Here is a 23,232-nt window from a genome sequence, read left to right as displayed (position 1 = left end):
CCATCGTCTCCCCCGCCCCGCGCGAAGGGCAGCCCCAGCGCCCGGGGCAGGCCGGCGGGCCCGGGGCCACTGGCCGCGGCCGGCGCCGACCCGCCCGATCCGCTGGCGGGGGGACGCGGCGTTCGGTGTACCGCTCGGCCGGCGGCGGGCCCGGGGCGTGGCGCAGGGCCCCGGGCGGGTTGGAGCCGTGCGGCCGGGCGGGTGACGTCCGTTCAGGGGAGCGGCGGGCGCGCCCCGGTCGGGTGCGGGGACGGTGGCTCAGGCCTCGCCGGGGTGCCAGGCCGGCCACTCCCAGGGGCGGTCCTCCCAGTGCACCTGCCGCGGGTCCTCCAGGTCGATGCCGGGGAACAGTCGCATCGCCTCGGCCTTGAACTCCTGCGGGTCGACCGGCTCCCAGCCGTGGCCCTTGAAGTGGGCCAGGCGGTAGCGGCTGTCGGTGCGGAACTCGGCGACTTCGATCAGCGGTTCACCGGGCGTGGCGCTGGCGTTGCGGTTCATGCCGCCAGGGTGTGGCAGGCGCGGGCGGCGTGCATCCCGGGCGGCCCGTTGGGGGCCTACCGGGGGGTCGCCCGTCGTCGGGGCGTCGGGCGCCCAGCAGCAGCCCCTGGCCGCCGGCGAAGGTCACGCCCTGGAAGGCGTCGCCCGTGCGCTGCACCGTGAAGCCGAGCGCGCGGTGCAGGTCGAGTGAGGCGCCGTTGCGGGCGGAGACCAGGCACCACAGCCGCCCCTCTCGCTCCCACACCCACGCCATCCGCCAGCGGGTTCGTCCTCGCCCGGCGGCGGGCGCCCGGGCGGGTAGCGGCGATGTAGCGGCCCGGTAGCGCGGCGACTCGCGAAAAGGGGGGAAACCGTCGCATGTCGCCGCGTGCCGCGCCGCTCACGCCCGGCCGGAGCCCCGATGTGGCACAGGTGTTCGATCTTGGTGTGGGACCCTCGTGCGGCGCATCCCACTCCCCCGAAGATCGAGGTCACCGGCGTGTCAGCGAGATCCCTGTCAGCACCGCGCCGTCCGGCGCCCCCCGCGGCGGGTGCCGGGGGTGGCGCGAGAGGCCGCCACCGCCGTGGTGGCGGTGGGCTGGGCGGCGCGGTGCTGGCGGCCTGCGCCGTCTGCCTGGTCCTGATGGTCGCCCTGGGCCTGCTCGGGCCCTCCGCGGTCGAGCCGGTCTTCGGCGCCGCCGGCGTGCTTCCGCCGTGGTTCGCCCACGCCCACCCGAGCGACCTGCTGGTCTGGGTGCTGGTGGCCGTGGTGCTGGCGGCCGGTACCGCGGCGGTGGCCGGCGGCCTGGTCGCCGTGCGGCGTGGCTGGGCGCCGCGTCCAAAGCGGCTGCTGGCGGGCGGGGCGGTGGCGGTGGCCGCCCTGCTGCTGGTGCCGCCGCTGGGGACCACCGACCCGCTCAACTACGCCGCCTACGGGCGGATCGCGGCGCTGGGCCTGAACCCGTACCGGGTCACCCCCGCCGGCCTGGCCCAGAGCGGCGACCCGGTGGGCCGGCTGTCGCTCGCCGAGCCCTGGCTGCACACCCCTTCGGTCTACGGCCCGGTGGCGACCGCCACGCAGTGGACCGCCTCCCTGCTCGGCGGCGCCTCGATGCTGCGCACGGTGTGGCTGCTGTCCGTGCTCGGCGGCGCGGCGTTCCTGCTGACCGGCGCGCTGCTGCTGCGCCTGGCCGGAGCGGACCCGGCGCGGCGGGTGCGCTCCCAGCTGCTGTGGACCCTCAACCCGGTGCTGTGGTGGAACCTGGTGGCCGGCCCGCATGTCGACACCCTGGGAGCGCTGTGCGTGGTCGCCGCGTTCTGGGCGCTGCGCCGCTCGCCCGTCGCCGCCGCCCTGGCCCTGGCCGCGGCGAGTGCGATCAAGCTGACCATGGGCGTCTTCGCGCTGCCCTTCGCCTGGCAACTGCGGCACGATCGGCGGCGGCTGGCCCTCGCCGCGCTGGCCGGGACCGCGGCGCTCGCGGTCGGCTACGGGCTCACCCCGCAGGCGATCGGCAACGCGCGGGCCGTCAGCAACCAGGCCGCCGACGGCACGCCGTGGCAGCTGCTGCAACGCAACCTGCTCATCCCGCTGTTCGGCACCGCCGGCTCCAACCTGGCCACCACCGCGCTGGAGTTGGTCACCGTCGCGCTGCTGGTGGTGCTGGTGTCGGCCGCGCTGCCGCAGGACGTCGAGGACGCCGGGGCGGCGCAGCTGGCCGCCCGCCCGGCGCTGGCGTTCGTGCTGGCCTACCTGCTCGGCACCGCCTACGTGCGGCCCTGGTACGAGGCGATCGCCTGGCTGCTGCTGGCGATGCTGCCGCGTTCCTGGTTCGACGTGGTGGTCCTCGCGCACACCACGCTGCTGACCCTGGTGTACGACCCCGGTCTGGCCCACGTCCTCACCCCGCACTGGCTGTACGCGCTGGTGCTGCAGATCGCCTACCGCCTGGTGCCCTACGGGCAGGTGCTGCTGCTGGCCGCCGTCGCCGTCGGGTGCCTGCGACAGATCCGCCACCGGCGCCGGGCCCTGGCCTGACGGCGACGGGCCCGGTCCGCGGGTGCTGCGGACCGGGCCCGTCGTGGTACCGGGTTCGGGGCGATCAGCCCATCTCCTCCAGGGACTTGCCCTTGGTCTCGCGGACGAACTTCACCACGAACGGGATGGACAGCGCCGCGAAGACGGCGTAGATGACGTAGGTGCCGGACAGGTTCCAGTCCGACAGCGTCGGGAAGGTCACCGTGATCAGCCAGTTGGCGACCCACTGCGCGGCGGCGGCGACACCGAGCGCCGCGGCGCGGATCCGGTTGGGGAACATCTCGCCCAGCATGACCCAGACCACCACGCCCCAGGAGAGCGCGAAGAAGAAGACGAAGGCGTGCGCGGCGATCAGCGCCAGCAGGCCGTGGCCGTGCGGGAGCGCGGAGTCGGCGCCGTGGCGGGCGGAGAACGCCCAGGCCTCCAGGGCCAGCGAGACGGCCATACCGGCCGAGCCGACGATGGCCAGCGGCTTGCGGCCCACCCGGTCGACGAAGACCATCGCGACCACCGTGCCGATGATGTTGATGATCGAGGTGGTGAACGAGTAGAGGAACGAGGAGCTCGGGTCGATGCCCACCGACTGCCACAGCGTCGAGGAGTAGTAGAACGCGACGTTGATGCCGACCAGCTGCTGGAAGACCGACAGTCCGATGCCGACCCAGACGATCGGCAGCAGGCCGAACCGGCCGCCCAGCAGGTCCTTGAAGGTGGAACGGTGCTCGCTGCGCATGGCGTGCTCGATCTCGGTGACCCGGGCGTCCAGGTCCGCCTGCTCGCCCTCGACCTCGGCGATCACGGCCTTGGCACGGTCGATCCGGCCGGTGGAGATCAGGAAGCGCGGCGACTCGGGGATCGCGAAGGACAGCAGCCCGTACAGCGCGGCGGGGACCACCATCACGCCCAGCATCAGCTGCCAGGCCTCCAGGCCCAGCACGTGGCCGCGCTGGTTGCCGCCGGCGGCCTGCAGGATGCCGTAGTTGGCCAGCTGGGAGACCGCGATGCCGATCACGATCGCGGCCTGCTGGAAGGAGCCCAGACGGCCGCGGTAGGCGGGCGGCGCGACCTCGGCGATGTAGGCCGGGCCGATCACCGAGGCCATGCCGATGCCGATGCCGCCCAGCACCCGCCACAGCGCCAGGTCCCAGAGCGAGAACGGGAGCGCCGAGCCGACCGCGCTCACCGTGAACAGCGCGGCGGCGATCTGCATCACCCGGATCCGGCCCAGCCGGTCGGCCATCCGGCCGGCCAGCGCCGCGCCGATCGCGCTGCCGATCAGCGCGACCGCGACCACCTGGGCCAGCTCACCCGAGCCGACCTGGTACTTGTCCCGGATCGCGGAGACCGCGCCGTTGATGACCGAGCTGTCGTAACCGAAGAGGAAACCGCCCATCGCGGCGGCGGCTGTGATGAAGATGACGTGCCCGAGATGGTCCGAGGTGGCGGGTCTGCGGGCTTGCCGCGCCGGGGCGGTGCTGGTCACCTGAGCTCCTAGTGCCTGACGTGCCTGACGGAACGGGCAGGGCAGGCATGATGGTCAGGTGTTCAGATAGTGAATTGACCCGGCACGCCTTTGTCCCGTCCAGCTTGAGAAGTTGAGCATAAACCCGAACTCTTGCCCGGCCAAGGCCGGTGTTGTCATCAAGAAATGAACGAGTGCGTTCATGCCAGCTCCCCGGGTCCCGGGGCGGGCGCGAGCGCGGGCACCAGCGAGGGCCGCCTGCCCCGGCCCGGGCCGGGCAGGCGGCCCTCGGTGACGCGGTCGGGGCCGGACGTGCGGGGCCGGCGCGGCCGCGGGTCCTCACCCCACCGGGCCGCGCAGCAGCACGGTCGTGGACAGCGCGAGCACGGTGGCCGCCGCGGCCTGCACCAGCACGAACCAGGGCGCCGACAACTGGAAGAGGGCGACGTCGGCGCCCAGGTAGACGTAGCGCGGGGCCAGCAGCAGGGACCCCAGCAGGAAGTACACCTCGGGCCCGAAGTAGGCCCAGGCGGCGGCGGTGACGAAGCGCCGCCGCTCGAGGTCGCGCGGCTCGGTCAGGGCGGCGGCGACGCACAGCGCGCCCATCGGGAGCACCGCGAGCAGGGCCCCGATCGGTCCGGCCGCGTCCGACAGCGTCCCGTTCGTGTTCGGCACCGCGATGAACAGCAGCACGAGTTGGAGCGCGACCGCGCCGAGCGGCAGCCAGACGAGCGGCCGGCGGCCCCCCGGTGGGCGCGCATCGAGCCGGCGGGGAACGGCGGGCAACGGCCACAGCCGGATCACCAGGGCGCCGATCAGGGCGAGGACGGCCGTGAACTCCAGCCAGGCGAAGACGTCCGCGTCGTCGTGCAGCAGCTCGACCGCGTCGGTGAGGTAGTAGACGGCGCAGGCGAAGACCAGGCCCAGGCCCGTGGTGCGTCGCGCGTCCGAGCGCTCCAGGGCGAGCAGGCCGGCCAGGAGCAGGACCGCGCGCAGCACGAAGTACCCGGCGCCGATGACGCTCGAGTGGTGCAGGGTGGAGGCCCTGGCGAACGGCCACGCCGTGAGGATCACCGCGCCCAGGGCGATGACCACGCGCTGGTCGGCGGCCCAGGTGCTCCAGGTGGCCCGGTCCCTCCAGGCCTCGGGCGGGGTGGGGACGCTGCCGCGGGCCCACAGTCGTCCGGTGCCCGGGGCGGTCACCGGGATCTCGAACTCGCCCAGGCGGTTGAGGACGCTGACGCTCCCGCGCGCCGCCGCCGCCTGTTCCGGCAGTGCGGCCGCATCGACGGTGACCTTCACCCAGGCGCCGGCCGGATCGGAGGCCTCGCTCTGGGTCACCGTGAACCAGCGCGAGGTGGTGGTGGCCTGGAAGACCCGGGCCAGTGGCGAGCCCACCAGCTTGACGGTCCGCGCGGGCGCGGGCTCGCCCGGGCGCGTCTCGGTGAGGTCGATCCGGTCGGGGACCGCCTTGAGCTGGGCCTCCTCCAGCGCGGCGGTGGCCGCCGCGGAGACCTCCTTGCTGTCGTCGTCGGTCAGCCGCTGCAGCAGGTCCAGTGCGCCCACCGCCCGCCCGTGATCCTCGTCCAGCAGGATCCGCCGCAGCTCACGGACACCGGCCAGCCGGTCGGCGGCCCTCTCCTGGCCGGTGCGGGAGACCAGCTCCGGCGGGAGTTCGGCCGCCACCAGACGCGCGGCCGGCGGCGCCCAGCCGATGACGAGCCTGCCCTGCAGGTCCACCCACTTCTGCGGGGTCTGGTGGCTGGTGGTGGCACGCACCCGGGCGTAGACGTACTCGTAGAGTTCGTCGACGTCCACCAGGCCGTCCCCGTCGGTGTCGGCCGCACCGGTGCGCAGGCCCTCCACCAGCGCGCCGGTGAACACCGACGGCGTGCGCCGACTGGTCCGGGTCAACCGGTCGTCCTCGAAGGCGTACTCGGTGGCGCTGGAAGCGGTGATCACCACTCTGCCGCGCCCGTCCACCGACGCGCCGGGGCCGGTGGTGGGGGGTGGCAGGAACGAGGTCACCACGTCCACCGTGTCGTCCGCGCGGGCCCGCACGCCCCTGGAGAACGCGCCGCCGTAGCAGCAGTCCAGGAAGAGCGCGACGCGGCGGGCGCGGCTGTCGAACATCTCGGCGTTGACGAAGTGCGCGGCCACGCCGGTCGCGGGCAGCCGGGTCGGCACGGTGTCCGAACCGGCGAAGTACAGGGCGCCGTCCGGGCCCTTGAGGCCGTGGCAGGAGAAGTGCAGCAGCAGGAAGTCGTCGGGCCTGCGGTCGGCGAAGAAGTCGGAGATCTCCCGCCGGATGACGTGGGACGGCTGGTTGTGGATCACCCGTACCTGGAACCGCCCGATCTGCGGGTCGCCGAGGACGGCCTGCAGGGCCTCGGCGTCGTGCGCGGGGGCGGTGAGTCTGCTCAACCCCTCGTGTTCGTAGAGGTCGTTGGCCACGATCAGGGCGTAGCGGTCGGCCACGGTGATCAGCCCGCCTGTCCGCTGCCGGCCTGCTGGGGGCCGGGCTGCTGGGCGGTTTCCAGGCCGTGTGCTTTCAGCCAGGCCTCGACCAGGCGCTGTTCGGTCTGGGCGCCGGCTCCGCTGACGACCAGCCGGTCGCCGCCGAGGGTGATCTCCACGCTGTGGGCGCCCGGGTCCCGGGTCAGCCAGCCGCGGATCGTCTGGACCACCTGACGCAGGGTCTGCGGCGCCTGGGCGATGGTCACCAGCAGGCTGCCGACCTGGGCGACGTCCACCGCCCGGGTGCCGGGCGGGGCCTGGCCGGCGCTGACGGGGGTGACGTCCTGGACGTCGAGTTCGAGCAGTTCGCCGCGGAGCTGGCCGGTGGAGCGCTCCAGGCGCTCCATGTCGTCGTCCGCCGCCCGTAACCGAAGGTGGATCTGCACTGCCACTGGTTCGCCCCTCACCTGTCCGACCGGGTGGGCCGAACACGGGTTCGTCCGTCCATCAAGGTACCGCCGAGGATAGGGCGTTGTTCGTCGCGAGGGAGGGGAAATCCGCTGCCCCGGTGGTGACTTGAGGGCCGGGGCGGGTCGAGTGGGTGGGTGGCCGGTGCGGTGGTCCGGCGGGCGTCACAGGCCGGGCGGGATCGCTGGCGGACCCAGGATCAGCGGATACTCGCCGCTCGCGCCGAGGAGCGGGAGCCGTCGTGCGGGTCGAATTCACCGGCTTGGCGCCAGGGGCCGGGAGATGACCGGGCGGCTGTTGGAGGCCGGACACCGAGTACGGGTGTGGAACCGCCCTCGGGCCGGTCCGGGCGCTGGCCTGCCGCCACCCGAGCGCTCTCGGCGGGGACCACGCCGAGGACTGCTGGGGCGGGGTGCACGTCCACTGAGTGTCGGTTCCCGGCCGGCAGTGCGGGCAACAGGGGGCGGGCACCGTGTCCCTGGTTCAGTACGGTGGCCGCCAGAACACTGCGCGGTGCGTGGCTCCTCCCCGGACCGGGCCGCCCGCCGCCAGGCCGGGGCCCAAGCAGGTCATCCTGCGTGACCGCCGGCCGACGGCCCTCGACGGTGAGCCTGGAGGCTACAGCAGACCCTCGCGGATGGCCTTCGTGAAGGCATCCCACTCAGCTTCGGTGAAGCGCTGGTCGTCGCGGTCCGGGCGTTTGCTGTCCGTGAGAGCGACGCCGCCCCCCGGCAGGTAGGTGACCTCCACGCAGTTGTTGTTGTTCTGGCTGTAGGGCGACTTGTGGCGGGGCAGGCCGGTCAGGTCGAGTGCATAGAGATCGACCTTGGGGTCAGGGGCGGTGCTCAACGGTTATGTCCTTCCATGTGCTTCTTGATGGTCTCCCGCGACTGGTCGGCGGGAAGTGCGGCGGCCAGGATCCGCTCGAACGCCTCTTCATACTCGCCCGCGAGTTCTTCTCCCTCGAAGTAGCGCATGTCGTGCCGATCTTCGGTCATGGCGATGGGTGGCCACGGCCTGGGGAATCGGAAGATCGTAAAGGTACCTGAGGCCCCCGGGTGCGGTCCGGCAGTCAGCGGCATGATCTGGAGTTCGATGTTCGGCAGCTCGGCCACGTCCAGCAGGCGCTGCAGTTGGTCGCGCATCAGGGACGGATGGGAGACGAAGCGCTGCATCATCAGCGACTCGTGCAGGACGAATCGCCACTTGGGTAGACCACTGGGCTGAGTCAGGACGGCCTGCCGGGCCATCCTGACGTCCACGATGGCGGGATGCTCCTCCGGCGGGATGCGGAAAGCGGTGGCGGTGGTGATCTCCCGAGCGTACGCGGCGGTCTGCAGCCACCCCGGGATCACGTTCGGGTGGTAGCACCGAACACTCTTCGCCTCGGTCTCCGCCGCGATGAGGTCTTCGACGTGCTGTGGGACCGCCGTCGTGCCGTAGTTACTCCACCAACCGGTCTTGCCGGCATTGCGGGCCAACTCCTCCAGCGCAGTGATGACCTCCGGATCGGTCACACCGCAGAGATCGAGGAATTTGGCGACCTCGGGGGCACTGATCTTGGCCGTGGCATGCTCGATCCGGCTGATCTTGGGGCCGTCCCACCGCTCGCCCATCAGCTCCGCCACCTGCTCTCCGCTCAACTGAGCGTCGGTGCGGTACTGGCGTAGCGCCTTGCCGAGGCGACGGCGACGGACCGTCGGAACAGCGCGCATGTTGGGCATAGGTGCGATCCGATCCTCTCCAGGTGCGGCTGTCGTGCCGACGGGTGCAGTTTGGCACCCGTCGGGTGCAACGGTCGATAGAACACCTGTTTTCAACATTGCCAGTATGGGTTACAAGCTTGCCAGTTGAGGTTTCAAGGGGCACTCTGTAGGCGCAGGTAATGACACTCCGTCACATCGCGATCACTGTGATGACTTGGAGCCTCTCCATGCCCGTTCGAGCCTCTCGCCCCGGTTCCCCTTCCGGCGCCAGCCGCCTGCCACGACATGACCGCAGGCCGGGGCGTCCGTCTCGGCGCGGCTGATCCGAGCCCAGGCGGCCGTCAACGAGCCGTCCTCCCTGATGACCCCTCCGGCTGGCCTGCGCACTGGCCAGCCACGCGTACCGCACCTCGAAGGACCGACATGCCCGCAACGCTCAACACCCCCTCTGCCTCCGCCGAGCCGCCTTGTAGCACTTCATGGACCGTACCGATGGACTGTGGCGCCGTCCCCACCACGCGCAGGTGGGCCGTCGCCACGCTGCGCTCCTGGCTGGTCGATCTGCCTGACAGTTACGCGGACACCGCCGCGTTGGTCGTATCCGAGCTGGTCACCAATGCTGTCACGCACGCCGCGGGCAGCGGACCGGTCACTGTTGACCTCTGGCTGACCCCGCGCGGGAACCTCGCCGTCCAAGTCGCCGACGGCTCCCCGACCCCGCCCAGCCCGCGCCGGCCGTACGACGACGACACCCGCGGTCGCGGCCTGACGGTGATCGCCACCGAGACCATCGCATGGGGATGGCGGCCCGACGGGAAGGGCAAGTTTGTCTTCGCAACAATCGCGATGCCCGGCACACGGCCACCGGACATCCGGTGCCGTACCGAGGTGTCGACCGACAACTGAACGCACAAGATATGCCGGCTCAACGTCAACCGTTCGTCACACGCGACGTGTTGGGCTGGCACGGGCCTGGTAGTCGGTGGCGCATGCGGCGCCTTGACAACCATCGACCTGTCCACGGTCAACACCGCGTGGCGCCGGTGCCCGGCCGGTAGTGCGGGAAGCACGGGACGCAGGCTCCTGGGCCCTCGTCAGGGCGGTGGTCAGTGGGGGCCCTGCGCGGGTGTGGATCTCCTGGTCGTAGCGGGCCGCCCGGCGCTGACCATCCGACAGCGCCTCGCAGGTCACTGTGCAGTGGAAGACCGACTCGCCCCGGGTGATCACGAAGGTGCGGGTAATCCCGTTGGGTATCGGCGCGCGGTTCGCGCTCCCCCATGCGGTCCATGGTAGGACCGTCAAAATTCCCGCGCGTCAGGGTCGAACCCATCGTCGGAGCATCCGCCGTTGATCGTGTGGGCCGCGGCCCACGGCGGGGTCCGGCAACGGCCGGCCCCTGCCCCGGGTCGGGGGAAGGGGCCGGCGGCGGGCTCGGGTTGGGCGGCGGGGGTTATTCGTGGGCGCCGTCGGTGGGGCTGGTGGCGCCGATGAGGACGGCGAGGTTGCCCATCGGGTGGCGGTTGTCGTGCAGGAGTTGGTGGGCGTCGCCGAGCTCCTCGAAGTCGAAGGTCAGTGACAGGCAGGGGTCCACGATGCCGCGGTCGATGAGTGCGGTGACCTCGCGGGCCTGGCGGGCGTTGGCGGCGTGTGAGCCCTGCAGGCGCTTTTGCCGCATCCACAGGAAGCGCAGGTCCACGTCCCCGTTGTAGCCGGTGCTGCCGCCGCAGATGACCACCATGCCGGCGTTGTCGCACAGGTACATGGAGGTGGGGATGGTGTCGGCGCCGGAGTGTTCCAGGACGATGCGCGGGGCGCGGCGCTCGCCGAGGACCTCCCAGAAGCGGCGGCCGAAGGCGCGGGCGCCGGCCAGCCAGCGGCTCATCGCCTCCTGGTCGTTGGTGTGGGGCAGTCGTCCCCAGTGGTCGAAGTCGCGGCGGTTGAGGTAGCCCTTCGCGCCCAGGCGCACGCACTCCTCGCCCCGCTCGGTGTTGGAGACCACGGCGATGGGGATGCCGCCGGCCCAGCGGACCAGTTGGATGGCGATGCAGCCCAGTCCCCCGGCGCCGCCCCAGATCAGCACCGGGTCGCCCGGGCGCACCGTGTGGGGGTCCCAGCCGAAGAGCTGGCGGTAGGCGGTGGCGGCGGTGACCATGTAGCAGGCGGCCTGGGCCCAGGACAGTCGGCGGGGCTTGGGGTGGCACTGGTACTCGTCCACGACGGCGAACTGCGCGAAGGAGCCGTAGTTCTCCTCGTAGCCCCACACGGTCTGGGTGGAGGAGGTGCACGGGTCGGCGCCGAGCCGGATGTCCTCGGCGTGTTCGTCCCACTGGTTGCCGAGGATGACCACCTCGTCGCCCGGTTTGATCGTGCGTACGTCCTCGCCGACCGCCCACACCACGCCGGCGCCGTCCGAGCCGCCGATGTGGAAGGCCTCCTGCTCGCCGCGGCGCTGGCGGGCGGCGATGACGTCGACCGGGTGGCCGAGCGCGGCCCAGACGTTGTTGTAGTTGACGCCGGCGGCCATCATCTTGATCAGGACCTGGCCGCGGCCGGGCTCGGGGGTGTCGACCACCTCGGTCTGGAAGGCGTCGGCGGGGCGGCCGTAGCGCTCGGGGCGGATCACCGAGGCGTACATCAGCTTCGGGTACTCGCCCAGGGGCGGGGCGTCGCCGAGCTCGTACAGTTCCTTCGTCATCGCGCTTCTCCCTGCAGGTAGGCGAGGCAGTCGTGGTGGGTGGTGGCGGGCAGGGCGATCGTCCAGCCGGCCGGTGTCCGGGCGAAGGCGGGCCACAGGCTCGACTGGCCGCTGGCGTTGACCAGCACCAGGTGTGAGGCGCGGTCGTCCCTGTCGGTGGGGTCGAAGGGGCTGGGCACGGTCAGTCCTTCCGGTCGAGTGCGGCAAGGGCGTGGGCGAGTGTCCGGCCGACCTGGGCGATGTGCTCGGGGCGGGTCATCTCGTAGTGGCCGCAGGTGAGTTGGTGGTTGTGCACGGTGCCGGTGAGGTGCTGTTGCCAGGCGGTGGCCAGCGGCTGGGTGGCGGTTGCGCGGGTGGGGGCGGGCAGGCCCTGGGGGATGGTGCCGTGGTCGGTGGCGGTGAAGAAGAGCAGGTCGCCGTCGAGGAGGGAGGGGGTGAAGCCGGGGCTGATGCGGAGGTTGTTGGCGAAGACGCGGGCCATCGCCCGCACGTCCTCGGGTGCCAGCGGCAGTGTGGAGCCGTCGCCGGTGAGGATGGCCTGCACCTGCCGCTGGGCCTCCTCGGCTGTGGGGACGGGGAGTTGGGCGAGGTGTGCGGGCAGCGGGCTGTCCATCATCGCCAGTAGTTCCACCTGCTCGCCCTGGCGGCGCAGTTCGGTGGCCATCGCGTGCGCCACCATGCCGCCGTAGGAGCCGCCGAGCAGCCGGTAGGGGCCGTGTGGCTGGATGGCGCGCAGGTGGGTGAGGTAGTCGCGCACCATCTGGTCGGCGTGTTCGGCGGGCGCATGGTGGCCGTCGAGTCCGTGGGCCTGGAGTCCGTAGAGGGGCTGGTCGGGGCCGAGCCCGGGGAGCAGGGCGGTGTAGCACCAGGCGGTGCCGATGCTGGGGTGCACGCAGAACAGCGGGCGTCTGGTGCCTTCGGCGCGTAGGGCCAGTACGGGGGCCAGCGCGCCGTCGTGGTCCGTGGTGTCGGCGGTCAGGGCGGCGATGGTGGGGGTGGCGAGCAGGCGGGTGACGGGGATGTCGAGGACGCCGGCGGTGCGCAGTTGGCTGGTGAGCAGGACGGCGCGCATCGAGTCGCCGCCGAGGTCGAAGAAGTTGTCCCTGGTGCCGATCCCGGAGATGGCCAGGACCTGTTCCCAGTGGTCGGTGACCAGGCGTTCCAGGGTGGTGGTCGGTGGGGTGTAGGGGGCGGCGAGGTGGGGGCGCGGTGCCCGGGTCCGCGGGCGGGGCGGTTCGGTGGGGGCGGGTGCCTGGGCGTTGGGGGCCTGGGCGTTGGGGGTGCTGGGGGCCTGGGTGGTGGGGGCCTGGGTGGTGTGGGGGGCGGGGATCCAGTGGCGGTGGCGGTCGAAGGGGTAGGGGGGCAGCGGTACCCGGCGGTTGGGGGTGTGGTCGCCGTTGAAGGTGGTCAGGTCGATGGGCAGCCCGGTGCTCCACAGTCGGGCGAGGGCTTCGCCGAGGACCTGGGTGTCGGGGCGCTCGGCCTTGGCGTGTCGCATGGTCGTCAGCGTGGTGGCGTCGGTGGCGGCCGGGGTGGTTCGGGCCAGGGTGGTCAGGACGGTGCCGGGGCCGACTTCCAGCAGCAGGGGGGTTGGGGCCTGGCACAGGGTGGTGATGCCGTCGGCGAAGCGGACGGTGTGGCGGGTGTGGGCGAGCCAGTGTCCGGTGTCGCGTGCCTGGGTGTCGGTGGTCCAGGTGCCGGTGACGTTGGTGATGTAGGGGATGCGCGGGGGGTGGAGGTCGACGGCCTCGAGGGCGGTGGCGAAGGTGTCCAGGACGGGGTCGAGCATCAGTGAGTGCGCGGCGGCGGGCATCCGCAGTCGGCGGTGGGTGATGTCGTTGGCGGTGAGTTTGGCTTCCAGGGCGGCGATCGCGCGCTCGGGTCCGGCGACCGTGCAGGCGGTGGGGCCGTTGACGGCGGCCAGTGACAGGTCGTCGGTGAGGTAGCCGGCCAGGTCCGCCTCGCCCAGTGCGACGCTGGTGGTGGCGCCGCCGGCGGCGATGATCAGGCGCAGGCGGGTGGCGACCAGGGGCAGCATCTGGTCCAGGGAGAGCACGCCGGCCAGGCACGCGGCGGTGTATTCGCCCAGGGAGTGTCCGATCAGGGCGGCGGGTCGCACGCCGTGTGCGATCAGGGTGCGGGCCAGCGCGTACTGGGTGGCGACCAGGGAAAGGAACGCCTCGATGCTGGCGGGTTCGGTGTGCTGGAACAGGTCGGTGCGCAGGTCGCGGGCCAGGTGGGGGGTGAGGATGCGGGCGCAGTCGTCGATGGTCTCGCGGTAGAGGGGGATGTCGCGGTAGAGGCCGGCGCCCATGCCGACGTACTGGGTGCCGCCGCCGGGCAGGAGGAAGGCCACGGGTGGCGGTGTGCTGGTCGCGGTGTGGGTGGGCGGCGGGGCGGTCAGGAGGTGGGTGGCCTCGAGGGTGGTGGTGGCGACCACGGCGGTGCGGTGTGGCATCGGTGGGCGTTGGACGCGCAGGCTGTGGGCGGTGTCGGCGAGGGTCTGGTGGGGGTGGGTGGTGAGGTGCTCGGCCAGGTCGGTGGCCGCTTGGCGCAGGGCGGTTGGGGTGTGGGCGGACAGCGGGAGGATCCTTGGGCGGTCCTGCGGTGCGGGCGGTGCGGGTGGGGTGGGGTGGTGGGGGGCTTCTTCGAGGATGACGTGGGCGTTGGTGCCGCCCACGCCGAACGCGCTCACCGCGGCCCGGCGTGGGCTGCCGGTGTGGGGCCAGGGGGTGAGGGTGGTGGGGACGTAGAAGGGGCTGGTGGTGAAGTCGATCAGTGGGTTGGGGTTCTCGAAGTGCAGGTTGGGTGGGATGGCCTGGTGTTCCAGGGCCAGGACCGCCTTGAGGAGGCCGGCCATGCCGGCGGCGGCGCCCAGGTGGCCGATGTTGGTCTTCACCGAGCCGAGCGCGCAGTACTGGTGGCGCGTGGTGGTGGTGCGGAACGCGGTGGTCAGGGCGGCTACTTCGATCGGGTCGCCGAGTCGGGTGCCGGTGCCGTGGGCCTCGACGTAGCCGATCGTGTCGGCGTCGATGCCGGCGGCCTGTTGGGCCTGCAGGATCACCTCGTGCTGGCCTTGGAGGCTGGGTGCGGTGAAGCCGACCTTGCGGCGGCCGTCGTTGTTGACGGCGCTGCCCTTGATGACGGCCCGGATGCGGTCGCCGTCGGCGAGGGCGTCTTCCAGGCGTTTGAGGACGACCACGCCCACGCCGTTGCCGTCCGCGGTGCCCTGGGCGTTCGCGTCGAAGGCGCGGACGCGGCCGTCCGGGGAGAAGGGGCCGTCGGGGGTGTGGTGGTAGCCCAGGGGGGCGGAGGTGTTGATGCTGGCGGCGGCGGTCAGGGCGATGTCGCAGTGGTAGGCGAGGAGTTCCTGGCAGGCGGTGTGCAGGGCGACCAGGGCGGTGGAGCAGGTGGTCTGGACGGTCAGGCTGGGTCCGGTCAGGCCGAGGTGGTAGGAGAGGCGGGTGGCGAGGGCGCCCAGGGAGTTGCTGATGGCGGCGTGGGTGGCGGCGACCGAGGAGGGGCGGTGGGCGAAGCGGGGGTGGACGTGGGCCGGGTAGTAGTGGCTGTCGTCCGCGCCCGCGTAGACGCCCACGATCGGTGCCCGGGGGTCCTGGGGGTCCTCGGGCGTGCTGGCGTGGCCGGCGTCCTCGAGGGCGTGGTAGGCGCATTCGAGGAGCAGGCGCTGTTGTGGGTCGAGGAGTTCGGCGTCGGCCGGGCTGAGGTTGAAGAACGCGGCGTCGAACTCCTCGATGCCCTCGACGGTCGAGATCCGCCGTACCAGCGAGGGGTCCTTCAGGTCCGCCGGGTCGCCGCCGGCGGCCAGGAACTCCTGGTCGCTGATGGGTCGGCTCGCGTCGCGGCCGGTGGCGAGCAGGTCCCAGAACTCGGTGGCGTCGCTGGCGCCGGGCAGGCGGGCGGCCAGGCCGATGACGGCGATGTCGTAGGCCTGGTCGCCGTCGTCGGTGCCGGGACCGCTGGTGGTGGCGTCAGACATGGTGGGTGGTCCCTTCGGTGTCCGGGCGGCGCGGGGGGCGGGGGCGGCGTGGTGTGGCGCGCCCTTGGGGGCGGCGGGTGGTGGGCGGTGGTGTGGTGGCGCCCGGTTGGGGGGTGGGTGGCTGGGTGGGGGCCAGGTGGGTGGCGAGGGAGCGGATGGTGGGGTGGGCGAACAGGTCGACCACGGTCAGGTCGCTGCCCAGGCGTTCGTTGAGCAGGGTGTGGGCGCGCAGCAGGAGCAGGGAGTTGCCGCCGAGGTCGAAGAAGTTGTCGCCGGGTTCGACGTGTTTGCCCAGGACCTCGCTCCAGATCGCGGTCAGTCGCTGTTCCAGTTCGTGGCGGTGCTGCAAGGTGGCCTGGTCGTTGGCGGGGGTGGTGTCGGTGTGGGGGGTGCCGGCGGTGCGCAGGGTCCAGTGGTGGCCGGCGCCGATCTGTTGGGCGCTGTGGGTGGCGGCGTGGGTCAGGGCGGTGAGGTCGGTGTCGTCGGCCAGGGCGAGGCGGGCGGTGAGGCGGTGCAGGGGGCGGGCGGGGGCCAGGACGTGGCTGCCCACCCAGGTGGCGGCGCGGTCGGCGCCGATCAGCAGGTGGGCCTGGGGCAGGGCGAGGGCCGCGCGCAGGCTGCGCAGTCCGCCTGTGAGGTCCACGGTGCGGTAGCCGCGGGCTTCGGTGAGGGCGGTCAGGGTGTGGGTGCGGCTCATGCCGAGGGCGTCGAAGCGGCTGAAGGCCAGGCTGTGGGCGTCGGTGTTCGTGGTGTGGCGGTGGTGGGTGGCCAGGGCGTCGAGGAAGGCGTTGGCGGCGGCGTAGGCGCTGCTGAGGGCGCCGCCGAAGAATCCGTTGACGGAGGAGAGGGCGATGAACGCGGCGCCGGGCTGTTCGGCGGCCAGGCGGGCGAGGATCCAGCCGCCGGTGACCTTGGCGGCCAGGGCGTGGCGCCACTGGTCCAGGTCGTACTCCAGGGCGGGTTTCTGTTCGAAGTGGCCGGCCAGGTGGAAGATCGCGGCGAGTGGGCGGTCCCAGTCCTGGCCGGCTTGGGTGATGGCGGCGTGGACCTGGTGCTGGTCGGTGACGTCGGTGGCGGTGTAGCGCACCGTGCCCTTCTCGCGCAGGGCGCGCAGGGCGGCCAGGCGTTGGCCGAGGTCGGAGCCGGTGGCGATGTGTGCGGGCCAGTCGGCTTCGGGGGGCAGGGGGGTGCGGCCCAGGAGCAGGAGGTGGGTGTGGGGGTGGGTGAGCAGGTGGTCGGCGATCTCGCGGGCCAGGGCGCCCAGTCCGCCGCTGATGACGTGGAATCCGCCCGGGGTGCCGGGCAGGTGGGCGGGGGCGGGTGGCAGCGGGCCGGGCAGGGGGGCCAGGCGGCGTACCCGGCGTTGCCCCGCGCGGTAGGCGATGTCGGGGTCGGTGGTGGGGGTGTGGATTTCGGCGAGCAGCGCTTGGGTGTCGGGGGTGTCGAGGTCGATGTGGCGGCCGGTCAGCCAGGGCAGTTCGGCTCGCAGGCTCTTGAGCAGGGCGCCGGCGGTGGCGTGCGGGTAGCTGGGCTGTTCGCCGTCCTGGAGGGCGAAGGCGCCCTGGGTGACCAGGTGGATGGCGATGGGTGCGGGGTCCTCGCGGTGCGCGGCCAGGGCTTTGGTCAGGCACAGCAGGGCTTCGGCGCCGCCCTGTTGGGCCTGGTGGAGGGTGGTGGGGCTGTCCGGCAGGTGGGGGGTGGTCAGGTGCAGGACGGCCTGGGGGGTGCGGTCGTCGGCGGCGAGTTGGTCCAGCAGGGCGGACCAGTCCTCGACGGCGTCGGGGCGCAGCCGGTAGGTGGCGGCGTCGTGGCGGTGGGGGTGGTCGTCGAAGGAGACCACGGTGCACAGTCGGCCCGCTGCCCGCAGGTGTTCGGCCAGTTGGTCGGCCCAGGTGTGCGGGGTGGGGGTGAGCAGCAGGACGGGGCCGGTGGGGCGGGTGGTGGTGGGGGTGAGGTGGGCGTGTTGCCAGACGGGGTGCAGGAACCAGTCGGGCACGGTGGTGGCGTCGCCCAGCAGGTGTTGGACGCGCTGGATCGTCTGGTCGTACTGGCCCGCTTCGAAGCGGCGGCGGAGCAGGGTGCGTTGGATCTTGCCGATCTCGGTCTTGGGGATGTCGTCGGCGGTGACGGGGATGAGGTGGGCGGGGCTGATGCCGCTCTCGCGGGTGATCTTGGCGCGTAGTTCGGCCAGGGCGGTGGCCTCGTCGTGGCCGGGGGTGAGGTGGACGAACAGGGCGAGTTCGTCCGTGCTGGCGGCGGGGTCGGTGCGCACGGCGCAGGCGGCGGTGAAGGAGCGTTCGACGAAGGGGAGTTCCTCGGCGATGGCCTCGATCTCGTGGCTGTAGTGGTTGACGCCGTTGATGATGATGACGTCCTTGGCGCGGCCGGTCAGATACAGTTCCCCGTCGCGCAGGTAGGCGAGGTCGCCGGTCTCGAACCAGCCCTCGGTGGTGAAGGCCTCGGCGTTCTGTTCGGGGTTGTCGTGGTAGCCGCGGGTCACCGTGGTGCCGCGGACCTGGAGGCGGCCGGGGGTGCCTTCGTCGACGATGTGGTCGTTCTCGTCGACGACGCGCATCGCGAAGCCGGGGTAGGGGCGGCCGCAGCTGACCACGGCGCCTTCGTCCGGGGCGGGGGTGGCGGGCAGTTCGGCGTCCGTGACGACCGAGGAGGTCTCGGACATGCCCCAGCCGGGGTGCATCGCGCTCTGCGGCAGTCCGTGGGGGGCCAGCAGGGTCAGGAAGCGGCGGGCGGTGGTGGGGACGACGACCTCGCCGGCGTTGGTGAGCAGCCGCAGTCGTGACAGGTCCCAGGTGCGATCGGTCATGCGGTGGGCGTGTTCGGCGACCAGGCCGAAGGCGAAGTTGGGGGCCCAGCTGACGGTGACGGCGTGTTGGTGGGCCAGGTCGAGCCAGCGCAGCGGGTCGGCGAGCACCCAGGCGGTGGGGGCGTGGATCTGGCGGCAGGTGAGGTAGACGTCGCGCAGGTGGAACATGACCACGCCGGTGACGTGGTCCAGGGGGATCCAGTTCAGCGTCGTCTCGGTGGGGGTGAGGGCGTTGACGGCGGCGGTGGCGGCGCAGCGGGTCACGATGTTGCGGTGGCTCAGGCGTACCGCCTTGGGCAGGCCGGTGCTGCCGGAGGTCAGCAGCATCAGCACGGTGTCCTCGCCGCGGGCGGGGTGGATGTGGGGGTCGGGTTCGGCGGTGCGCAGTTCCCGCACGGTGGCCAGGCGCGGCCGCGGGTCGCCCGCGTCCTGGGGGGCCAGGAGGTGGGCGAGGGCGTCCTGGTGGTCGGGTGAGGTGATCACCCAGGGGTGGTGGAGCATCCGGTGGACGCCCGCCAGTTTGGCGCGGGCGGCGGAGGGGGTGTGGTAGGAGGTGGGCACGGTCAGGGGGACGGCGACGAAGCCGCCCAGCACGCAGCCCCACAGGGCGGCCAGGAAGTCCCGGTTGTCGTCGCACTGCAGGATGACCGCGTCCCCGGGCTTAAGGCCGCGCTGGCGTAGGCCGCCGAGCACGTGGTGGGCCTGGGTGAGCAGGCTCGCGTAGCTGTCGCGGACCGTGGTGCCGTCGGTGAGGACGTGCACCACCTCGGCCTGCGGCCCGCTGTGGGCGGCCCTGCGCAGCACCTCGGCCAGGACGTGCACGTCGGGTTCGGGCAGGTGGGGGCCCGCGCTGAGCGAGGCCGGGGCGCGGCCCGCCCGGGCCGGTGGCGCGGTGGGGGGCGGCTCGGTGGCGGTGGTGGGGTGGGCGGTGCTGGTGGTGAACGCCAGCGGGGCGATCTCGGGGGTGTCCACCTCCAGGGTGACCTGGGCGGACAGCACGCCGGGCAGTTGGGCGAGGTGGTGTTGCCAGGTGTCGGCCAGTTGTTCGTCGATCAGTGGCAGCCGGCGCAGCGCGGCCTCGTCGACGGCGCCTTGCGGGGTGCGGGGCAGGTCCGTGACGGCGACGACGCGGTGGCCGGCGAGGGCCTGGGTGGCGCCGCGCAGGGCGCCGGCGTGGGTGGGGACGGCCACCACGACGCTCTGGCCGCCGGCGGCAGGTGCCAGGTGCGCGCCGTCGCGGATGCCGTCGTGGGCGAGCAGCTGGTCGAGCACGGGGGGCGCGGTGTTCGAGGCGGTGCTCGGGCCCTGCGACCGCGGCGCGGCGGACAGACCGGCCGGGTCGGTCAGGTCGGTCAGGTCGGTCAGGCGGTGGGTGGGGTCGGCGGCGATCGCGTCCAGCAGGGCCTGCCACAGCCGGCCCAGGCGGGCGACGGCGGCCGGTTCGAACAGTTCGGCGCGGTAGTCGATCCGTACTTCGATGCCGCCGGGGGTGCCGTCGGCGTCGTGGCGTTCGACGGCGTTGACGAACAGGTCGAACTTCGCGGTCGCGGTGTGCCCCACCTCGAGGGGCAACGTCTCCTGGCCCAGGCGCAGTTCGGCGTTCGCGTTGTTCTGCAGGGCGAGCATCACCTGGAACAGCGGGTGGCGGCCGGCCACGCGCGGCGGGTTCAGCTCGGCGACCAGCTGCTCGAAGGGCAGGTACTGGTGGTCGTAGGCGGCCAGGTCCACCGCCTTGACGCGGTCCAGCAGTTCCTCGAAGCGCGGGTTGCCGCCGGTGTCCAGGCGCAGCACCAGGGTGTTGGCGAAGTGGCCGATGAGTTCGTCCAGTGCGCTCATCGGGCGGGCGGCGACGGGGGTGCCGATGGGGATGTCGGTGCCGGCGCCGGCGAGCGTGAGCAGGGCCGCCAGCGCGCCGTGCAGGACCATGAACAAGCTGGCCTGGTGCTCACGGGCCAGGCGCAGCAACGCGTGGTGCAGGTCCGCCTCCAGCGTCATGGTGTGCTGGCCGCCCGGGCCGCCGGCGGCACTGTCGGTGGCGTGGGGGGTGTGGGGGTGGCCGGTGGGGAGCGGGATCTGCTGGGGCAGGTCGTGCAGGGTCCGCTTCCAGAAGTCGAGTTGGCGCCTGGTCAGTTCGGTGAGGTTCTCGCGCTGCCACAGGGCGTAGTCGGCGTACTGGACGGGCAGTGGTGGCCAGGTGGGGGCGTGGCCGGCCAGGCGGGCGGCGTAGGCGGTGGACAGGTCGTGTGCCAGGGGGCGCAGTGACCAGCCGTCACCGGCGATGTGGTGCAGCACGATCACCAGTACCTGCTCACCCGCGGTGCTGCCGTAGAGGGCGGCCCACAGGGGGGCGTCGCTCCGCAGGTCGAAGCGGTGGTGGGTGGCGGCGGCGACGTGGTGGGCGATCTCGGTGCTCGGGCAGTCGACGACCCGCAGTTCGGGGTGGAGTGTGCCCGGGGCGGCGATGTCCTGGTAGGGGGTGGCGTCCTGGACGGTCAGGCGGGTGCGCAGGATCTCGTGCCGGTCGGTGAGGTCGGCGAGGGCGGCGCGCAGCGCGGCGGTGTCCAGCGCGTGGTGGGGGCGCAGGACCAGCGGCATGTTGTAGGTGGGGGTGGTGGCGTCCAGTTGCTCCAGGAACCACAGGCTGGCCTGGGTCGCGGAGAGCGGGATACGGGCGGGGCGGGGCAGCGCGAGCAGCGGTGGCAGGGCGGCGGGCGCGTGGGTGAGGCGCTCGGCGAGGGCGGCGGGGGTGGGGTTGGCGTACAGGTCGCGGATGGACAGTTCCACGCCGAGTTCGGCGCGCACCAAGGTGGCCAGGCGTGCCGCGGTCAGCGAATGCCCGCCCAGGGTGAGGAAGTTGTCCTCGGGGCCGATCTGTGGCATGTCCAGTACCTGGGCGAACAGGGTGCACAGGGTGCGCTGTCGGGGGGTGTGGGGCGGTGTGGGGCCGGCGGGGCTCTGGGGGGCGGGCAGGGCCGAGCGGTCCAGCTTGCCGTTGACGGTGGTCGGCAGCCGCTCCAGGGTGACGAAGACGCCCGGCACCATCGCGGCGGGCAGCAGCCGCTCCAGATGCGCCCGCCACGCCTGGGGCCCACCACCCCGGCCGGCCCCGGCATCGGAGTCGGAGTCGGCGTCGGGGGCGGGGCCGGTGTGGGGGTCGGTGTGGGGGTGGGGGACGACGTAGGCGGCCAGGTACGGGTGGCCGGGGCGGTCCTCGCGCAGCAGCACCACCGCGGCGCCGACGCCCGGGTGGGCGAGCAGGGCCGCCTCGATCCCGGCCGGCTCGATCCGTACCCCGCGCAGCTTGATCTGCGCGTCCGTGCGGCCGACGAACTCCAGCTCGCCGCCGGGCAGTCGACGCACCAGGTCGCCGGTGCGGTACATCCGCTCGCCGGGCGCGCCGAACGGGTCGGCGACGAACCGCTGGGCGGTGATGGCTTCCTGGTTCAGGTAGCCGTTTGCGAGCTGGTCCCCGGCCAGGTAGAGCTCGCCCACCACCCCCGGCGCCACCGGGCGCAGCGCCGTGTCCAGCACGTGGGTGCGGGTGTTCCACACCGGGCGGCCGATCGGGACGGTCGGTGTGGTGTCCGCCGGCGAGTACTGCCAGGCGGTCACGTCCACGGCGGCCTCGGTGGGCCCGTACAGGTTGTGGACGTCGGCGCCGGTGATCTGGGCGGCGCGGGCGGCCAGTTCGGTGGGCAGTGCCTCGCCGCTGCAGATGATCCGGCGCAGTCGCGTGTCCTGCCAGCGCTTGGGGTCCTCGAGGCAGGCCTGGAGCACGGCGGGCACGAAGTGGGCGGTGGTGACCTGTTCCCGGCGGATCAGCGTGGCCAGGTAGGCCGGGTCCTGGTGCCCGCCCGGGCGGGCGGCGACCAGCGTCGCGCCGCTGATCAGCGGCAGCAGCAGCTCCCACACGGACACGTCGAACCCGCACGGGGTCTTGTGCAGGATCGCCTCGCCCACCTCGATCCCGTAGGCCTGACGCATCCACAGCAGCCGGTTGCAGATCGCGGCGTGCGAGACGACCACGCCCTTGGGCCGGCCGGTGGTGCCGGAGGTGTGGATGACGTACGCCGCGTCACCGGGGCGCGCCCGGCCGCCGGGCAGCTCGCCGTCGGTGGGGTCGGTGTCGGCCAGGTGCCGCAGTTCGGCGCCGTGGTCCTCCAGCACCAGCGTGGTGAGGCCTTGGTGGGCGTGCGTGACGGTGTCCTGGCCCGCGTGGTCGGTGAGCACGACGACGGGCTCGGTGTCCGCCAGTACCGCCGCCAGCCGGCCCACCGGGTGGTCGAGGTCCAACGGCACGTACGCCGCACCGCACTTGAGGACCGCCACCATCGCCACCACCCACTGCGCCGAGCGCGGCAGGGCGATCGCCACCGTGCGGCGCGGGCCCGCGCCGCGCGCCGCGAGCAACCGGGCCAGCCGGTTGGCCCGCCGGTTCAGCTCCTCGAAGTCGAGGGTGGCCTCGGCCGTGCGCACCGCCTCCACGTGCGGGGTGCGCGCCACCTGCGCCTCGATCAGGTCGGCGAGCGTGCACGCGGGCACCGGGTGCGCGGTGGCGTGCTGCTCCTCCAGCAGGGCGGCCTCGGCGGGCAGCAGCAGGTCGAAGCGGCCGATCGGGGCGGTGGGGTGGGCGGTCAGCCGATCGAGCAGGAGCGTCAGGCGGGCCAGGTGGTCGGGCAGTTCCGCGGCCCGCGGCTGCGCGAGCACCGGCGCCAGGTCCCGGCACAGGTCCTCGTGCCCGTAGCGCGGGGCCGTGAACCGCTCGCGCACCCGCGCCACGACGTCCTCGAAGGTCAGCGCCGGATCCAGCCGCAGCGTCAACGCCGGCGCTCCGACCGTGACTTCACCGCCCTGGGTGTGGCGGTGCAGATAGACGGCCACCGCCGCCATCACGTGGTCGAACCCGTGTCGCGCCATGTCCTCGTCCACCCTGTGTCCTTCCAGAGGTCGCCGTACGGCGGAAGCCGAGGCAAAACAATACCTTCGCGAAGGAATAATTCTAGAGTGATCCACGTCACACGGATCGGAGTGGGTGAGGTGGTCGCCCCCGGGCGACGGGCCCAGCCCGCGCCTTGGCACGCCGGTCGTAAACTGGCCCGCCAGGAGCGCGG

General features: G+C 72.8%; 12 protein-coding genes. 2 read left to right on the top strand and 10 right to left on the bottom strand.

The window, feature by feature from the left end; translation table 11 throughout:
- Positions 1-258: 258 nt before the first annotated feature.
- Positions 259-498 (bottom strand): hypothetical protein, encoded by a 240-nt coding sequence (locus tag ACIGXM_RS21425; RefSeq protein WP_396563174.1) that lies wholly within the window; start codon positions 496-498, stop codon positions 259-261.
- 478 nt (positions 499-976) lie between these two features.
- Between ACIGXM_RS21425 and ACIGXM_RS21420 the strand changes: the two genes are divergently transcribed.
- A complete protein-coding gene (locus tag ACIGXM_RS21420; protein WP_396563173.1) occupies positions 977-2,512 on the top strand; it encodes a hypothetical protein in 1,536 nt (511 codons plus the stop codon).
- Between the two features lie 64 nt (positions 2,513-2,576).
- On the opposite strand, the gene ACIGXM_RS21415 is transcribed toward ACIGXM_RS21420, so the two are convergent.
- The 5 genes from ACIGXM_RS21415 to ACIGXM_RS21395 all read right to left on the bottom strand — a co-directional run bounded on the left by ACIGXM_RS21415 (position 2,577) and on the right by ACIGXM_RS21395 (position 8,623).
- Positions 2,577-3,995 carry a sugar porter family MFS transporter gene (locus ACIGXM_RS21415; protein ID WP_396563171.1) on the bottom strand — a complete coding sequence of 473 codons (1,419 nt, stop codon included), beginning with the start codon at positions 3,993-3,995 and terminating at the stop codon, positions 2,577-2,579.
- Between the two features lie 318 nt (positions 3,996-4,313).
- Positions 4,314-6,452 (bottom strand): caspase domain-containing protein, encoded by a 2,139-nt coding sequence (locus ACIGXM_RS21410; protein WP_396563169.1) that lies wholly within the window; start codon positions 6,450-6,452, stop codon positions 4,314-4,316.
- A gap of 5 nt (positions 6,453-6,457) precedes the next feature.
- On the bottom strand, positions 6,458-6,883 hold the full coding sequence (locus ACIGXM_RS21405; protein ID WP_396563167.1) for a hypothetical protein: 426 nt from the start codon (positions 6,881-6,883) through the stop codon (positions 6,458-6,460).
- A 634-nt stretch (positions 6,884-7,517) separates the two neighbouring features.
- Positions 7,518-7,748, bottom strand: a complete 231-nt coding sequence (locus ACIGXM_RS21400; RefSeq protein ID WP_396563165.1) for a DUF397 domain-containing protein — start codon at positions 7,746-7,748, stop codon at positions 7,518-7,520.
- Positions 7,745-8,623 carry a helix-turn-helix domain-containing protein gene (locus ACIGXM_RS21395; protein WP_396563163.1) on the bottom strand — a complete coding sequence of 293 codons (879 nt, stop codon included), beginning with the start codon at positions 8,621-8,623 and terminating at the stop codon, positions 7,745-7,747. Before ACIGXM_RS21395 ends, ACIGXM_RS21400 begins: the two co-directional genes overlap by 4 nt.
- Positions 8,624-9,097: 474 nt before the next feature.
- On the opposite strand from ACIGXM_RS21395, the gene ACIGXM_RS21390 reads away from it, so the two are divergent.
- Positions 9,098-9,511 (top strand): ATP-binding protein, encoded by a 414-nt coding sequence (locus tag ACIGXM_RS21390; protein ID WP_396563161.1) that lies wholly within the window; start codon positions 9,098-9,100, stop codon positions 9,509-9,511.
- A 544-nt stretch (positions 9,512-10,055) separates the two neighbouring features.
- Here the strand turns inward: ACIGXM_RS21390 and ccrA are convergent.
- The 4 genes from ccrA to ACIGXM_RS21370 are packed head-to-tail and all read right to left on the bottom strand — an operon-like array spanning position 10,056 to position 23,050.
- Positions 10,056-11,300 carry a crotonyl-CoA carboxylase/reductase gene (gene ccrA / locus ACIGXM_RS21385; protein ID WP_396563160.1) on the bottom strand — a complete coding sequence of 415 codons (1,245 nt, stop codon included), beginning with the start codon at positions 11,298-11,300 and terminating at the stop codon, positions 10,056-10,058.
- On the bottom strand, positions 11,297-11,479 hold the full coding sequence (locus tag ACIGXM_RS21380) for an MbtH family protein (protein ID WP_396563158.1): 183 nt from the start codon (positions 11,477-11,479) through the stop codon (positions 11,297-11,299). The genes ccrA and ACIGXM_RS21380 overlap by 4 nt, the downstream gene beginning before the upstream one ends.
- Before the next feature lie 2 nt (positions 11,480-11,481).
- Positions 11,482-15,297, bottom strand: coding sequence for a type I polyketide synthase (locus tag ACIGXM_RS21375; RefSeq protein WP_396563156.1), 3,816 nt, complete (start codon positions 15,295-15,297; stop codon positions 11,482-11,484).
- Positions 15,290-23,050 carry an amino acid adenylation domain-containing protein gene (locus ACIGXM_RS21370; protein WP_396563154.1) on the bottom strand — a complete coding sequence of 2,587 codons (7,761 nt, stop codon included), beginning with the start codon at positions 23,048-23,050 and terminating at the stop codon, positions 15,290-15,292. The genes ACIGXM_RS21375 and ACIGXM_RS21370 overlap by 8 nt, the downstream gene beginning before the upstream one ends.
- Positions 23,051-23,232 lie beyond the last annotated feature (182 nt).

It is taken from the genome of Kitasatospora sp. NPDC052896 (assembly GCF_044547075.1).
In the GTDB taxonomy this organism is placed as follows: domain Bacteria; phylum Actinomycetota; class Actinomycetes; order Streptomycetales; family Streptomycetaceae; genus Kitasatospora.
The sequence above is the reverse complement of the archived record's forward strand: the minus strand, read 5'-3'. Positions and strand labels throughout refer to the sequence as shown.

Bases quoted from the DNA above. Each gene is read 5' to 3' on its own strand.
- ccrA (WP_396563160.1), bottom strand. From the start codon at position 11,300: ATGACGAAGGAACTGTACGAGCTCGGCGACGCCCCGCCCCTGGGCGAG.
- ACIGXM_RS21390 (WP_396563161.1), top strand. From the start codon at position 9,098: ATGGACTGTGGCGCCGTCCCCACCACGCGCAGGTGGGCCGTCGCCACG.
- ACIGXM_RS21375 (WP_396563156.1), bottom strand. From the start codon at position 15,297: ATGTCTGACGCCACCACCAGCGGTCCCGGCACCGACGACGGCGACCAG.
- ACIGXM_RS21425 (WP_396563174.1), bottom strand. From the start codon at position 498: ATGAACCGCAACGCCAGCGCCACGCCCGGTGAACCGCTGATCGAAGTC.
- ACIGXM_RS21395 (WP_396563163.1), bottom strand. From the start codon at position 8,623: ATGCCCAACATGCGCGCTGTTCCGACGGTCCGTCGCCGTCGCCTCGGC.